The organism is Pseudomonas graminis (assembly GCF_001705435.1).
Lineage (GTDB): Bacteria > Pseudomonadota > Gammaproteobacteria > Pseudomonadales > Pseudomonadaceae > Aquipseudomonas > Aquipseudomonas graminis_B.
In genome coordinates, this window is the sequence record NZ_MDEN01000061.1 from 88600 (window position 1) to 103555 (window position 14956).

Consider the following 14956-nt stretch of genomic DNA (forward strand, 5'->3'; position numbering starts at 1 on the left):
GCCTTCACAATCGTTTTGGAAAACTCCGCGCGATCTGTCCCCGCCTCCCCCTTCCAGCAGCCATCGACTCGCGCTGCGGACGCCTCGGCACCCCGGATGGAGCGGCCTGGTGAACCCGCACACCCGGCACTGCGCGGCCCCTTATACGGAAATGAATTCGATGGTCAAACCGGTCACGTCCACCCGTCTGGTGATGCTGTTTTCCCTATGTCTCGTAGCGTTTTACAACCTGGCGACCTGGCGCGCACTGGTTGATCTGGCGCAGCTGCACGGCGTCAAAGCCATCGCGTTCTATGCCTCGTTTGCCTTCCTGCTGTGGGCCGCGATCACCCTGCTGCTGACGCCCTTCTCCTTCCGCCCGACGCTCAAACCGGTGCTCAGCCTGGTCGCGCTGTGCTCGGCCGCCGCCGCCTATTTCATGAACACCTACGGCATCAGCATCGACACGACGATGATGCAGAACGTGCTCGAAACCAATCCTGGCGAGGCCGAGGCCCTGTTGAGCTGCACGCTGCTTTTCTACCTGGGCCTGCTGGCCGTGCTGCCGATTGCACTGATCTGGTGGCTGCCGGTGACCTATCGCCCCGTGCTGCCCGGGCTGGTCAACAAGGTGCTGGTGTGCGTTGGCTGTGTGCTGGTGATCGCTGCCGCCGTCGGGCCCTTCTACTCAACCTACGCGCCGATCTTTCGCGATGAAGACAAGCTCACCCACTTCATCAATCCGACCAACTACCTCTACGCCATCGGCAAGCTGACCAAGCAGACCGTGGCCATCAAAGAGACCCTGAACATCCAGACCGTCGGTGCCGACGCCGCCCTCAGCCCGCAAGCGCAACAGCGGCCGAAAAAGAGCCTGATGATCTTCGTCGTCGGCGAAACGGCCCGGGCCGACCACTTCTCCCTCAACGGTTACGGGCGGGAAACCAACCCGGAACTGAAGCAGCAGGACATTCTCAATTTCACCCACGTGGCCTCGTGCGGCACCTCCACTGCCGTGTCAGTGCCGTGCCTGTTTTCGAAGTTTCCGCGCACCGATTACAGCGACAAGAAGGGCAAGACCTACGAGGGTCTGCTGGACATGCTTCAGCGCGCCGGCCTGAAGGTGCTGTGGCTGGACAACAACAGCGATTGCAAGGGCACCTGCCTGCGGGTGCCCCACAGTGACATTCCGAAAAACCAGCCGAGCCCGTTCTGCGATGGCCAGAATTGCCTCGACGAATCGCTGCTGGTGGGTTTGCAGGACTACATCGAGTCGCTTCAGGACAACGCCATCATCGTCCTCCACTCCGATGGCAGCCACGGTCCGGAATACTACGACCGCTACCCCAAAAGCCTTGAGCGCTTCACCCCCGTTTGCCACACCAATCAGCTGGGCAGTTGCACGTCCGACGAGCTGAAAAACGTCTACGACAACACCATTCTCTACACCGACCACTTCCTGTCCCAGACAATCGAGTTGCTCAAGCGCAATCAGGACAAGGTCGATGCGTCGATGATCTATGTCTCGGACCACGGTGAGTCACTCGGTGAAAACGGCATCTACCTGCATGCCGCGCCCTACGCCATTGCTCCGTCAGCCCAGACCCACGTGCCGATGGTGATGTGGTTCGGCCACTCGACCCTGGAAGACGCCAGCGTCGATCGCAGCTGCCTGGCCGCCAAGCAAGACCAGCCGGACTTGAGCCATGACTACCTGTTTCATTCGGTGCTAGGCTTGCTCGGCGTCACCACCACGGAATACCAGCCGGCGCTGGACCTCTTTCACAGCTGCAAACGCGACAAGGGATGAGTTGAAATGACCTGCCAGAACCCGTTGAAACGTCTTGATCAACCGGTGTTCTGGCGGGACGCTCAGCTGCCTTTCATGGAGGCGCGCTCCATTGATGACGGCCGCAAGGTCTGCTATTCCCGTCACGCCCACGACGTGTTTTCCATCGGCGCAATCACCGCCGGGCGAAGCACGTATCTGCACGAGAAAACCACCCAGACCATCACCACCGGCACCGTTGTGGTGATGAACCCCGGCGAGGTCCATGCCTGCAACCCCATCGACGATCAGCCGTGGTCCTACCTGATGCTGTACGTCAACGCCCAGTGGCTGGGGGCGCTTCAGCGCGATTGCGGGGTCAGCAACGGCGGCGTGTTCCGAGGATATCCGGCCACCCATTGTCGTGACCCGCTGTTGTTCAACGGGCTGCTGGAGCTGCACCGGCGGCTGGTGGATGCGCAGCTGGACACGCTGGCAAAAGAGGAGGCCGCTGTGAGGTTTTTCACCCTGGTCGAACAGCGCCTGGGCGGCTCGACATTGACGCCCAAACGGGCCAATCCCAAGGTCGAACGTGCGGCGCGTTACATTGATGCGCATTATCTGCAGCCGATCCGGCTGGAGGACCTGTGCGCGGTGGCGAATCTGTCCGAGGCCTACCTGATTCGTGCGTTCGAGCAGCATTACCACATGACCCCGCACGCCTGGCTGGTCAACCGGCGCATCCAGCACGGCCAGGCGCAATTGCGCAGCGGCGAGCCCATCGCCGACATCGCGCAGCAGAGCGGTTTTGCTGATCAGGCGCACTTTCAGCGGGCGTTCAAAAAGCATCTGGCGGCAACGCCGGGTCAGTACAAGCCCTGATCAGCGGTTGCTGCTCGCAAGGGAGGGCTCAGACGTAAAACAGCGACACCGCGCAGCCTGCCAACAGCGCTGCCATGCTGCGGTTGAACACGCGGATGCGCCGAGGACTGCGCAGATACGGACCGAGAAAGGCACCGGCGTAGGCCCAGCAGCCCACTGACAAGTAGCACACGACGAAGTAGATCAGCGCAAACAGACCGATCAGTCGCGCTTCGCCATCGGCCACGAACGCGCCCATTCCCGCCACCGCCGCCAGCCACGCTTTCGGGTTCAGCCACTGCATCGCCGCGCCATGGAAAAACGACGGCTCGCGGGTCGGTCTGGTGACGTCGAGGCGGCCGTCGTCCATCGCCAGCTTCCACGCCAGATAGAGCAGAAACGCCACTCCGGCCCAGCGAATGATGTCGGTCAGCATCGGGTAGCGCTGCAGCACTTCATGCAGCCCGAACCCGGTGAACATCAGCAGCACGACGAAGCCCACCGTCGCGCCGAGCACGTGGCGCAAGCTGGGTATCAAGCCGAACTGCGCGCCCGAGCTGAGCGCCACGACATTCACCGGGCCCGGCGATATCGACGCCGCCAGCGCGAACGCCGCCATGGACATCATCAGGTTCATTGCACGTCTCCCCACCTCATTGACTGTGGGTTGAGTGTACGAAGGGCGCACGAGCGGGCGATTGAACAAAACTGACCAATCGCCGACAGCCTGCCGGGGTCAGTCGTGGGCCTGGGACAACGGCCGCGCCACTTCTTCGAGGGATTTACCCTCGGAGGCGACGCCCCAGATCGCCTGCACCACGGCGGCCAGCACCATCAGCGCGGCGCCAATCAGGTAGCCGAAAAACACCGGGGCCCGCTCATGGGTGTCGATCAGCTCACCAAACAGCATTGGGCCGACGATGCCGCCCAGCGCCGTGCCAAAGGCGTAAAACACCGCGATGGCCAGCGCGCGGATTTCCAGCGGAAAGGTTTCGGCGACGGTGAGATACGCCGAACTGGCCGCTGCCGAGGCGAAGAAGAAAATGATCATCCAGGCGATGGCCTGCTGCGTGACATCCAGAACGCCCTGCTGGAACAGATAGCCGCTAATGGTCAGCAGGACCCCGGACACGGCGTATGTCAGGCTGATCATCACCCGCCGACCGACCACATCGAACAGCCGGCCCAGCAGCAAGGGCCCGCAGAAATTGCCCAACGCCAGCGGCAGCACGTACCAGCCGATCGAGGCGGACGGCACTTGGTAGAACTCGGTGAGCACCAGCGCGTAGGTGAAGAAAATCGCGTTGTAAAAGAACGCCTGGGCGGTCAGCAACGTCAGGCCCACCAGGGCGCGACGGCGGTAGGTGTTGAACAGCGTATGGAAAATCTCTTTCAGCGGCGTGTGGTCCCTCGCGTGCAGACGCAAGGGCGGGCCCGTTGGCGCTGACAGGTCATGGCCCTGGCGACGCAGGCGTTCTTCGATGCCTTCCACGATCACCCTCGCCTCCTCGCCCTGGCCATGGATCAGCAACCAGCGCGGGCTTTCCGGCAGCCACAGGCGCATCAGCAGAATGATCAGGCCGAGCACCGCGCCGATGCCGAAACACAGGCGCCAGCCCATGTCCGCGCCGACCCACGGGGCGTCCAGAAGCACGATGGAGCCGACCGCGCCCAGGGCCGCGCCGATCCAGAAGGTGCCGTTGATGGTCAGGTCGACCCAGCCGCGAAACCGTGCCGGCGTGAATTCCTGGATGGTCGAGTTGATCGCCGTGTACTCGCCGCCGATACCCATCCCGGTGAGAAAGCGGAACAGCAGGAAACTCCAGAGGCTGAAGGAAAACGCCGTGGCGGCGGTGGCGGTGATGTACAGCGCGAGGGTGATGAAGAACAGCTTGCGCCGGCCCAGACGGTCGGTCAGCCAGCCAAAGAACAACGCCCCCAGCACCGCGCCGCAGATGTAGGCGCCGCCGGCCAGACCGATGTCAGCGTTGGTCAGGTGCAGGACGGGGCTGTCTTTCAACGCCCCGGACACCGAGCCCGCCAGCGTCACTTCCAGCCCGTCGAGCAGCCAGGTGATGCCCAGCGCGAAGACCAGCAACGTGTGAAAGCGCCCCCACGGCAGACGATCGAGCCGGGCCGGGAGATCCGTTTCGAACACCTCCCCTTTGCCGTCTGCCGCTCCTGCCTGCACGCCGCTGATCGCCATGACTCGTCCCCGTGGATCGGAAGTGATCTGTGGGTTCAGAGTTCGCGGGGGACGTGGGAGTTCAGCGGGGTGTTGCCCGATATCTTCGGCACGCCACCGAACCTGTGGGACCGAGCTTGCTCAGGAAGGGGCCGGAGCAGTCAGCTACTTTTTTTCGGTGGGTGAGAGCAAGCCTTCGCGAGCAAGCTCGCTCCCACAGGATCGCGGCCGGCTCGGTGGCAGAGAGTGACAGAGCGAGTGGCAAAGCAGGGCAAAGGGGACTGATTTATTTACAGCGTTTCATCGTAAATGAATCTGTCCCCGGCTGGATTCAACATTGAGGCTGCCGGTACTGGCGCCTTCCCGGCGGAAGCCGGTCCTACAGTCAATGCCAATCCTGCTGGATGCATGCGATGCCATCGTAGGACCTGCTTTAGCCGGGAAGGCGCCAGTGCAGGCGCTGACATTCGATCGGTACCAAGCGGCGCACGCTAGATCTGCATCAACTGCTGGGCGTAGGCGTGGAGGACCTCTCGCTGGATCATGAAGCTGGCGTATTTGCCCTCGCGCAGGGTGGCGATGAGGCCGGCGCGCTCGAGCTCTTTGGTGTGGTGGGAAACGGTAGCGGCGCTGACCGGATTGACCTTCAGCACCTCGGCGCAGGGCAGCGCCTGTTCGCTGTTGCCAATCTGAACCAGTATCCGGAAGCGGCGGCTGTCAGCCAGCGCCCGGGCTATCAATGCGATTTGCGACTCACTCAACGGAAACTGCTGTGCCGTGCTCTCGATCATCGTGACGCCTCAGTAAAAACCTCCTTGTCCAGAGATACTGCGGAATAAACCGACAGGCTAATGACGGTGGGCACTGGCGGTCAATACTATGGAGGCTCACGGCAAAAGATGGTTCAGCGCCGTGAGGATTCGCCTGCGAACAACTCTACGCTGCCCGCAGACCTGCGTAGCGTTTTCTGGCATCCTGCGCGCCCTTTTCCCCTGCGATCGACCGCCATGCCTGCACCCTCCGACCTCATCTACGGGCTTGAAGACCGGCCGCATTTCACCGCCGCGATCTTCGCGGCGTTGCAGCACGTGCTGGCCAGTTTCGTCGGCATCATCACCCCCACCCTCATCGTCGGCAGCGTGCTCGGGCTCGACAGCGAAGTGCCCTACCTGATCAGCATGGCGCTGTTCGTCTCCGGGCTGGGCACCTTTGTTCAGGCCAAACGCTTCGGCCCGATCGGCTCGGGGCTGCTGTGCCTGCAGGGCACCAGCTTTTCCTTCCTCAGCGTAATTCTAAGCGCTGGGTTTCTGGTCAAGAGTCGCGGCGGCGGCACCGACGAAATTCTCTCGACGATCTTCGGCGTGTGCTTTTGCGCCGCGTTCGTCGAGGTGGTCCTCAGCCAGTTCATCGGCAAGTTGCGCAAGCTGATCACCCCGGTGGTCACCGGCACGATCATTACCTTGATGGGTCTGTCGCTGTTGAAAGTGGCCATGACCGACATGGCCGGAGGCTTCGGCGCCAGCGATTTGGGCTCGGCGGCGAACATGGGCCTGGCCGGTCTGGTGCTGATCACCATCGTGGTGCTCAACCGGTTCAATATTCCGTTACTGCGCCTGAGCGCGATCATCATCGCCCTGACCCTGGGCTTCGCGGTCGCTTGGCTTATGGGTCGGGTGGATTTCGCGCAGATGCCTCAGGTGCCGGTGATGAGCCTTCCGGTGCCGTTCAAATACGGGTTTTCCTTCGACCTGCTGGCGTTCATCCCGATCGCGGTGATCTTTCTCGTGTCGCCGCTGGAGGCCGCCGGAGACCTCACCGCCAATTCGATGATTTCCCGGCAGCCGGTGAGCGGACCGGTGTACATCCGCCGAATCAAATCGGGGCTGCTGGCGGACGGCCTGAATTCGGCGCTGGCCGCGACCTTCAACAGCCTGCCCATGGTGACCTTCGCGCAGAACAACGGGGTTATTCAGCTGACCGGTGTGGCAAGCCGCTACGTGGCGTTTTTCATCGCCGGGATTCTGGTGCTCCTGGGCCTGTTTCCGATCATCGGCGCCGTGCTGCAACTGATGCCGAAGCCGGTGCTGGGTGGCGCGACCCTGATCATGTTCGGCACGGTCGCGGTGGCGGGGATCAAGATCCTGTCGGAGGCCGGCCTGCATCGGCGCAATATGCTGATCGTGGCGATTTCCCTGGGCATGGGCCTGGGCGTCGCTGCCGTGCCGGAAGTCTTGCGCGACCTGCCGAAGGCGCTGCACAACATTTTCGAATCGCCCATCACCGTCGGCGCGTTCTGCGCGATCATCCTCAATATCTTCCTGCCGGAGGAGTACCAGGAGCCGGAGCTGACTGAGTTCGACCCGGAAGCCGCGACCTTGAAGGTGCTGCAGGACCCGCCCCCCGGCTCTCGCGCAGACCTTGGCGCAGAACCTGCCGGAGAACCTCTTGGGGCCCGCGAGGTCGCACAGTTGAATCGTCAGGACGTTTGAAGGGGCGTGTTGCGCCCCAGCTGCCTGCCACGGGAGTCACCGATGCCGCTACGCCCGATCCGCACCCTCCTCGCCGGCCTGGCCATGGTTCTGGCACTGAGTGCCTGCGCGCTGTTTCCCAACCGCGACCCGCTGAACATCAACGTGGTGGGCATCGATCCCCTGCCCGGCCAGGATCTGGAAATTCGCTTCGCCGTGAAGCTGCGCCTGCAGAACCCCAATGACACCGACATCCAGTACGACGGCGTGGCGCTGAATCTGGACGTCAACGGTCGTTTGCTGGCGTCTGGCGTCAGCGATCAGAAAGGTACGATCGGGCGGTTCTCCGAAGGCGTGCTGACGGTCCCGGTCACCGTTTCAGCCTTTGCCGCCTTGCGCCAGGCGGTGGGCCTCGCCGATCAGCAGCGCCTCGACAACCTGCCCTACGAACTGCACGGCAAGCTGGCTGGCGGGCTGTTCGGCACGATGCGCTTTGAGGACAGCGGCACGCTGAGCCTGCCGAAACCGGCCAGCGGCAGTTGGTGATGGCGGACTGCGTGACCGGCTTTACGCTTTTAGTGGGACCGGCTTTAGCCGGGAAGGCGTGAGGCACCACACCGCAAAAATCAGGCAAAAGTAACGTCGCCAGGACCGGCCTCTTCCCGGCTAAAGCCGGTCCTACAATGGGCGGGATCGAATGCCTCAGCCCCGCGCCGCTGCCACCTGACGATTGACCTCGGCGCGCACCATGTTGGCGTACTCCGGCGGCGACATGGCGTCGAGTTCGCCGCGCACCCACTCCGACCATTTGCCCTTGCGCTTGGCCCGCTCGCCCATCAGCCGGGCGGCGTCAGCCTTGGCCTTGCCCAGATTGCTCTGCCACAGATCGAACAGGCGAGACTTTTCGTCCTCGATGGCGGCGCGTTCCGGAAGGGTTTTGTTGGCCAGGTTGTAGCTCATGGTATGTACCTCGATGTGCAAAACGAAACGCATAAACGGAGCCGGTGGCCGGCTCGAAAAACGTCAGCATCTTACACCCGCGGACGGTGAATCCCGACCCCATTCGTTGTACTTTTTGGTCGCTGGCAGAATTGGGCTGCAACTTTTGGGGCGCTCAAAACTCCATTGCACACTGCTATAACCACTGAAAGGAAATTTGCCATGGCTCGTAAAACTGCTGCTCAGAACGCCGCTGTCGAACAGATCAAGGATCAAGCGTTCAGCGAACTGGCCGCCCTCATTGAAGAGTCCGACAAACTGCTCAAGGACAGCGCCTCGCTGGTTGGCGAAGAAGCCGACACCGTGCGCGCCCAATTGAGCCAGAAGCTCAAGCAGGCCATGGAATCGGTGGGCAGCGTGCGCGAACGCGCCAAGCCAGCCGTTGATGCCACTGAAAACTACATCGGCGGTCACCCATGGCAGACCGTGGCGATCTCGGCAGGCTTCGGTCTGGTGGTGGGTCTGCTGCTGGGCCGTCGTTGATTAGCGACCTCTGATTCTGTAGCCAGATTCGCTCTGGCCGGTGGCATCGCCTGATGCCACCGGCTTTACATCCTCAAGATCGAGGCGAGATCACTTCCAGCTGTGACAGGCGGTGGCCTTTGACCATCGCGGCATCGATCTCTGTCTTGGCCTTCTCGGCGTCTGCCTGAGACTCGAACGGCCCGATCATCACCACTTCCCTGCCATCGACCTTCACCACATAAGACGGGTAATGGTGCTCGACCAGCCAATAGGTCATGTCACTCAGCGCTTCTTTCAAATGGACACGAATGGTCCATTGCGGCGAAGCCGGCGTCGGCGCTTCCGCGGTCGAATCAGTGCTCGGAACCTGGGCGGGCGTTGCGGGCTTGCCGCCATCACAACCCGCCAGCATCAACACCGCCACCATCATTGCCATCTTGCGCACGTCTGTCGCTCCTCGTTTGAAGTGGCGGGAGTCTACCACCGCAGGCGAGTGCGAGTTTAACGTCCAGCCGGTACACTGCTCGGCGACCGCCCTGAACGGGTCTTCAACCCTCACCGGTGACCGAGCCCCCGGAAGATTGCTGCCGGGCCTACAAATAACCGAACGCGATGATGGCACTGTGGTCAATCTCTCAAGTCTTTTCGCAGGCGCACCTTGATGACGTTCATTTCCGATAATGCCAGCCTGCGCCTCACCGACCGGGTACTGCTGCCCGCCAGCCCCACAGGCGCGCAATCGACAACAGCCGATCTATCGCGAACACGCCCATGAATTCCGCGACGCCCACGCCGATGACTGACATTTCTCACCGCCAGGCTCATGCACCCCAGCAGCCGACCGCGCCAATGATCGCCGAGCCCCATAGCCACGGTGATCAGTGGATCATTTGCGAGCACTGCGACTCGGTCTATGAGTCCATGCCCCTGAACAAGGGCGAGGCAGCCTATTGCCTGCGCTGCGCCGCGATCCTGCGTCGCAGCCACCGGCTGACCCTCGAACAACTGCTTGCCCTGAGCATTGCGGCCTGCATTCTGTTCATATTCGCCAACGTATTCCCGGTCATCACCATCAGCATGCAGGGCCTGCACAACGAGGTGACGCTGTGGGGTTCGGTTCAGGCGCTGGCACAGGGGCAGATCACGCTGATCGCGCTGGTCGCCGGGCTGGCCATCATTCTTGCCCCGGCACTGCAGATCGCCTTGTTGTTCTGGGTGCTGGCCCATGCCCATCGCGGCGAAATCGCCCCCGGCTTCAAAATGTGCATGCGCACCCTCGAACACCTGCGGCCCTGGAGCATGCTGGAGGTATGCCTGCTGGGGATTCTGGTGGCCATCGTCAAACTGGCGGGCATGCTCGATGTGCACGCAGGCGTCGGCCTGTGGGCCATGGCGATGCTGATGGTGCTGATCCTGCTGATCGCCGGCAAGGACATCCGCCGCCTGTGGGATGAACTGGGAGTCCAACCTGAATGAACGGCATCCCCTACGCTCGGGAGTACAAGATCACCCTGTGCCACGTGTGCAGTTACGTCTGTGCGGAAGAGGCCCATGAATGCCCGCGCTGCAACTCGCCCGTGCATCGGCGCAAGCCCAACAGCCTGACGCGCACCTGGGCCTTTCTGATCGCCGGTCTGATCTTCTATATCCCGGCCAATCTGTTGCCGGTGATGTACACGACGATGCTGGGCAGCAGCAGCGAGAACACCATCATGAGCGGGGTGATCGAGTTCGCCGAAAGCGGCTCGTGGGACATCGCCATTCTGATTTTCATCGCCAGCGTGGTCGTGCCCTGTATCAAGTTTCTGGTACTGGGGCTGATGCTGGTGACCTGCCAGCGCCGCAGCACCTGGGCGATGCGCGAACGTTCGCGGCTGTTTCGTTTCATTGAGTTGATCGGCTACTGGTCCATGCTTGATGTGCTGGTGGTCGCGCTGGTGGCAGCCCTGGTTCAGTTTCGCGGGCTCAGCACCATCGAGCCGCGCCTTGGCATTCTGTTTTTTGGTTTGGTGGTGGTGATGACCATGCTTGCCGCCATGACGTTCGATCCCCGGCTAATCTGGGACGCAGAGGTTGAAGATGTCCGATAACACCCTACCCCCCTCCCCGCCGACTCGACCGCAAGTCAAAGCGCGCAAGATGCGCGTTTCGCTGGTCTGGCTGGTGCCGATCGTCGCGGCCCTGATCGGCCTGTCGATGGTGGTTCATGACTTCCTCAACGTCGGCCCCAAAGTGGTGGTGAGCTTTCTCACGGCAGAGGGCCTGGAAGCCAAGAAGACCCAGGTCAAGTACAAGAACGTAGTCATCGGCATCGTCACCGACATCGAACTCAGCGATGACCGCACCCACGTGCTGGCGAGCATCGACCTCAACCAGTCGGCCGCGCCATTCACCCGCGCCGATACGCAGTACTGGGTGGTGCGTCCGCGCATCGGTGCCCACGGCGTCACCGGTGTCGACACGCTGTTGTCGGGGGCTTTCATCGGCGCCGACGCGGGCAGCTCGGAAGAAACCAAAAAAGACTTCACCGGTCTGGAAACCCCGCCCGCCGTGACCTTCGGTGAGAAAGGCAAACGCTTCATTCTGCACACCGACGACCTCGGCTCGCTGGACATCGGCTCGCCGGTGTACTTCCGCCGCATCCAGGTGGGCCAGGTCGTGGCCTACGAACTGGCGAAGGACGGCAAGGGCGTCGACGTCGAAATCTTCGTCGGCGCGCCCAATGATCAATTCGTGCTCACCGACTCGCGCTTCTGGAACGCCAGCGGCGTGGACGTGACCCTCGGCGCCTCGGGCCTTAAAGTATCGACCCAGTCCATGGCGTCGATCCTCTCCGGCGGTATCGCCTTCCGCGAACCCAAATACAGCCCCGATGCCAAGCCAGCCGACGGCAACGCCGAATTCAAACTGTTCGAAGATCAGACCACGGCACTGGCGCCGCCCGATGGCGAACCCAAATACATCCGCATGCGCTTCAACCAGTCGCTGCGCGGCCTGGTGGTCAATGCGCCGGTGGATTTCCTCGGCGTCAATATCGGCCGTGTGGTGTCGGTGGACCTCGACTATGACGCTGCCACGGGCACATTCCCCGGCATCGTGGGTGCAGTCATTTATCCCCAGCGCCTCGGTGCGGCCAATGACAAGCTCAAAGAGCAGGCAGGCGCTGGCGATGACGAAGAGCAGACCTCAAGGATTCTCGGGAAGTTCGTCGAACGCGGGCTGCGGGCGCAAGTGCGTACCGGCAACCTGTTGACCGGCCAGCTGTACGTCGCGATGGATTTCGATCCCAAGGCGGCGAAGATTTCCTACAACGCCAAGGCGCGGCCGCTGGAGATCCCGACGGTGCCCGGCAGTTTCGACAAACTGCAGGAGCAGTTGCAGGCGTTCGTCGACAAACTGGGCAAGATCCCCCTCGACGACCTGGCGAAGAACCTCAACGGCAGCCTGATCGAACTTCAGAAAACCATGAAGCAGGTCAACAGCGATGTGTTGCCGCAAATGCGCGGCGCGTTGCAGCAAGCGCAGAAAACACTGGGCACGGCCAACGAAGCGTTGTCGGACGACTCGCCTGCCCGTCAGCAACTGGGTCAGGCCATGGACGAAGTCCAGCGCACGGCGCGCTCGGTCCGTGTGTTGACCGATTTCCTCAGCCGTCACCCTGAATCGCTGATTCGCGGTCGTACCGGCGATGCGGCGCCCGGCTCGTACAAAGGATCATCCTCTTCCCGTGAAATTGCTCCGGAGCCTGCTCAATGACCTTGCGTAACTCGTTCCTCGCCCTGACCTGTGTGCTGGGTGTGACGGCCTGCTCCTCCACGCCGACCCACTATTACACGCTGATCGCGCCGGCCACTCCGACGCCTGCAAGTGTGGGTCAGACGCCGTTCCAGTTTGAAATGCAGGCGGTGCTCATGGCGGTTCAGGTCGATCAGCCGCCGCTGGTCATCCGGCAGGGCAACGGCAGCCTGGCGATTCTGGAGAATGAGCGCTGGGGCGCCCCATTGGGCGATGAGTTCCATGACGCGCTGACCGGGCAACTGGAGCGCCGCTTCGGCTCACGGGACTTGGCGGGCTTGCCCAAACAACGTGATCAACCGGTGCTGTCGGTCCGAACCGACGTACGTCGCTTTGAATCGGTGCTGGATCAATATGCGCTGATCGATGTCGTCTGGAACCTGAGCCTGCGAGGCATCGGGGCCGAGCCCGGTACCCGGCGGCAAACCCTCACCTGCAGCAGCGTCATCAGGCAACCGGCGAGCATCGGCATGGAAAATCTGGTCATCGCGCACCAGAAAGCCGTGTCAACGCTGGCCGACACCATCGCCCGCACCGCCACGCAATGGGCGCGTCAACCCGACGCCCGCTGCCCTTCCTGAGAGCATCGACGCCGGGGCTGCAGAGGCCCCGGCTGTTTACCGCCCTTCGCTCCCTCGCACCCCCGCTCAGAACGCCGAACAGTCCACATAAAAGCACTTCATTCGGGCAGTTATCGTACAACTGTTTGAGAATAATCCTACAAACCGGTATGTTTGGATCCACATTCCAACCAGATGGTTGTATTGTCTGGCCCGGTATGAGTTGGTTAAACCTCATCAGCCGCACCCGTTTGCGTTGATCTGCTCATTCTCGCGCCGAGTCGATTCATGAATTCGCAATCAGCTGCTTAACGTCAGGGATCGTCAAATGGAGTTGATCACATGAACGGCATAGGCCTGCGACTCAGGCAGGAACGCACCAGACTGAAGCTGTCACAGAGCGCATTGGGAGCGATCGGTGGCGTCGAGACGAACGCTCAGGGCAATTACGAGAACGGCACTCGATCGCCCAAGGCCGATTATCTGCTTCGCATTGCGCAAGCCGGTGTCGACCTCAACTACGTCCTGAGCGGCAACCGATCTTCTGCGGACGTCATGAATAGGGCGGCTGTGATTGATCCTGAGGGGAAGCCGGACGTCTATCCGCATCTGACCAAAGTCACCCACCAGCTGCACCGTAACCTCTATGGCCTCATCGACGCCTCGCTGCAACTGACGCAACTCATTGAGGTGCGCAACCACGACGCCCGGTTTAACGAGGCCAAAGTGCAGCTGGAGACGATACGGGTTGAAGCGCAGTCGCTGGCCCAGGCGACGATGAAGTTGATCTTCGAGACCTCGAAGCTGGTGTAAGGCGGCTTCGTAGCAGGCTTGCGCTGTGTGGGGAGGGCCTCTCCCTACACAACGCACGCCTGGAAACTCCGAATCAGCGACGCTTCAACCGGTCGATGATCACCGCCAGCAGCAGGATCGTGCCGCGAATCACGTATTGGTAGAAGGTGTCGATGTTCTTCAGGTTCATGGCGTTCTCGATAATCGCCAGAATCAGCACCCCGGCGATGACATGGCGAATCATGCCGATGCCGCCACTGAGGGAAACCCCGCCCAGTACGCACGCGGAAATCACCGTCAGCTCGAAACCCTGGCCGATCATTGGCTGACCCGAGGTCATGCGCGAGGCCAGCACCACACCGGCCAGCGCGCCAATCAAGCCGTGCACGGCGAAGATGATGATCTTGGTCCGATCAACGTGGACGCCTGCCAGCAGCGCCGCTTCCTGGTTGCCGCCGATGGCCAGCGTGTTGCGGCCGTAGGTGGTGTAGTTCAGTAGCCAGCCGAAGAATATAAAGCAGACGATGGTGATCAGAATCGGCACCGGCACACCGAACAGCTGACCGTTACCGAACACGAAGAAGGCCTCGTCGCCCACGCCCACGGCTTTACCGTTGGAGAAGATATAGGCCAGCCCCCGCACGATCTGCATGGTCGCCAGGGTGGTGATCAACGCATTGATGCGCAACTTCGCGATGACGATGCCGTTGATCAGCCCGACCAGCAAACCCATGGCCAGAGCAGCCGATACGCCGAGAAACACGCTGTCGGTGTCGCGAATGACGATCCCGGCAATGACCCCGGAGCATGCCAGCACCGAACCGACCGACAGGTCGAAATGCCCGGACGCCAGGCAGTAGAGCATGGTGCAGGCGGCGATGCCGACCGTGGAGATCGCCAGGCCCAGGCCGCGCATGTTCAGCGGCGACATGAAGTTGTCGATCAGCAGCGCACAGAGCACAAAAATGCCCAGGGCGGCCATGAGCATGGCCCAGTCGTCGACGAATCGACGCAAGTTCATGCCTTGGCGGGGAGCCGTCAGGCTGGATTCGGTAGACATACGCACCTCGTTCTTATTTTTCAT

The 14956-nt window shown here is 61.8% G+C and carries 16 protein-coding genes; 10 read left to right on the forward strand and 6 right to left on the reverse strand.

Going from position 1 to position 14956, the window contains the following annotated elements; genetic code table 11:
• The first annotated feature begins 151 nt into the window (after nt 1-151).
• The gene (locus BBI10_RS11100) at nt 152-1789 is read left to right on the forward strand and encodes a phosphoethanolamine transferase (RefSeq protein WP_065988749.1); all 1638 of its coding nucleotides are present in this window, start codon (nt 152-154) and stop codon (nt 1787-1789) included.
• Between the two features lie 6 nt (nt 1790-1795).
• On the forward strand, nt 1796-2629 hold the full coding sequence (locus BBI10_RS11105) for an AraC family transcriptional regulator (protein ID WP_065988552.1): 834 nt from the start codon (nt 1796-1798) through the stop codon (nt 2627-2629).
• Nucleotides 2630-2657: 28 nt separating this feature from the next.
• Here BBI10_RS11105 and BBI10_RS11110 read toward each other — a convergent pair whose 3' ends face one another.
• The 3 genes from BBI10_RS11110 to BBI10_RS11120 form a co-directional block, all read right to left on the reverse strand.
• Nucleotides 2658-3245, reverse strand: coding sequence for a LysE family translocator (locus BBI10_RS11110; RefSeq protein ID WP_065988553.1), 588 nt, complete (start codon nt 3243-3245; stop codon nt 2658-2660).
• 99 nt (nt 3246-3344) lie between these two features.
• Nucleotides 3345-4814 (reverse strand): MFS transporter, encoded by a 1470-nt coding sequence (locus BBI10_RS11115; protein WP_065988554.1) that lies wholly within the window; start codon nt 4812-4814, stop codon nt 3345-3347.
• A 470-nt stretch (nt 4815-5284) separates the two neighbouring features.
• Nucleotides 5285-5584, reverse strand: coding sequence for an ArsR/SmtB family transcription factor (locus BBI10_RS11120; protein WP_065988555.1), 300 nt, complete (start codon nt 5582-5584; stop codon nt 5285-5287).
• A gap of 216 nt (nt 5585-5800) precedes the next feature.
• Here BBI10_RS11120 and BBI10_RS11125 point away from each other — a divergent pair, with 216 nt between their 5' ends.
• Nucleotides 5801-7282: a nucleobase:cation symporter-2 family protein gene (locus BBI10_RS11125; RefSeq protein ID WP_065988750.1), complete on the forward strand. Its 1482-nt coding sequence runs from the start codon at nt 5801-5803 to the stop codon at nt 7280-7282.
• Between the two features lie 42 nt (nt 7283-7324).
• A complete protein-coding gene (locus BBI10_RS11130) occupies nt 7325-7807 on the forward strand; it encodes an LEA type 2 family protein (protein WP_065988556.1) in 483 nt (160 codons plus the stop codon).
• A 156-nt stretch (nt 7808-7963) separates the two neighbouring features.
• On the opposite strand, the gene BBI10_RS11135 is transcribed toward BBI10_RS11130, so the two are convergent.
• Nucleotides 7964-8221: a hypothetical protein gene (locus tag BBI10_RS11135; protein WP_065988751.1), complete on the reverse strand. Its 258-nt coding sequence runs from the start codon at nt 8219-8221 to the stop codon at nt 7964-7966.
• 201 nt (nt 8222-8422) lie between these two features.
• On the opposite strand from BBI10_RS11135, the gene BBI10_RS11140 reads away from it, so the two are divergent.
• Nucleotides 8423-8743: a DUF883 family protein gene (locus BBI10_RS11140; RefSeq protein WP_065988557.1), complete on the forward strand. Its 321-nt coding sequence runs from the start codon at nt 8423-8425 to the stop codon at nt 8741-8743.
• A gap of 73 nt (nt 8744-8816) precedes the next feature.
• Here the strand turns inward: BBI10_RS11140 and BBI10_RS11145 are convergent, their stop codons facing one another.
• Nucleotides 8817-9170 (reverse strand): SPOR domain-containing protein, encoded by a 354-nt coding sequence (locus tag BBI10_RS11145; RefSeq protein WP_065988558.1) that lies wholly within the window; start codon nt 9168-9170, stop codon nt 8817-8819.
• 404 nt (nt 9171-9574) lie between these two features.
• Between BBI10_RS11145 and BBI10_RS11150 the strand changes: the two genes are divergently transcribed.
• From BBI10_RS11150 to BBI10_RS11170, 5 genes are all read left to right on the forward strand, one after another.
• Nucleotides 9575-10201 carry a paraquat-inducible protein A gene (locus BBI10_RS11150; protein WP_065988752.1) on the forward strand — a complete coding sequence of 209 codons (627 nt, stop codon included), beginning with the start codon at nt 9575-9577 and terminating at the stop codon, nt 10199-10201.
• On the forward strand, nt 10198-10815 hold the full coding sequence (locus BBI10_RS11155; protein WP_065988559.1) for a paraquat-inducible protein A: 618 nt from the start codon (nt 10198-10200) through the stop codon (nt 10813-10815). The genes BBI10_RS11150 and BBI10_RS11155 overlap by 4 nt, the downstream gene beginning before the upstream one ends.
• Complete coding sequence (locus BBI10_RS11160; RefSeq protein WP_065988560.1) at nt 10805-12481, forward strand: intermembrane transport protein PqiB; 1677 nt, start codon at nt 10805-10807, stop codon at nt 12479-12481. The genes BBI10_RS11155 and BBI10_RS11160 overlap by 11 nt, the downstream gene beginning before the upstream one ends.
• A complete protein-coding gene (locus BBI10_RS11165) occupies nt 12478-13101 on the forward strand; it encodes a PqiC family protein (RefSeq protein WP_065988561.1) in 624 nt (207 codons plus the stop codon). Before BBI10_RS11160 ends, BBI10_RS11165 begins: the two co-directional genes overlap by 4 nt.
• Before the next feature lie 321 nt (nt 13102-13422).
• A complete protein-coding gene (locus BBI10_RS11170; RefSeq protein WP_065988562.1) occupies nt 13423-13893 on the forward strand; it encodes a helix-turn-helix domain-containing protein in 471 nt (156 codons plus the stop codon).
• A 73-nt stretch (nt 13894-13966) separates the two neighbouring features.
• Here the strand turns inward: BBI10_RS11170 and araH are convergent, their stop codons facing one another.
• The gene (gene araH / locus BBI10_RS11175; RefSeq protein ID WP_065988753.1) at nt 13967-14932 is read right to left on the reverse strand and encodes an L-arabinose ABC transporter permease AraH; all 966 of its coding nucleotides are present in this window, start codon (nt 14930-14932) and stop codon (nt 13967-13969) included.
• Nucleotides 14933-14956 lie beyond the last annotated feature (24 nt).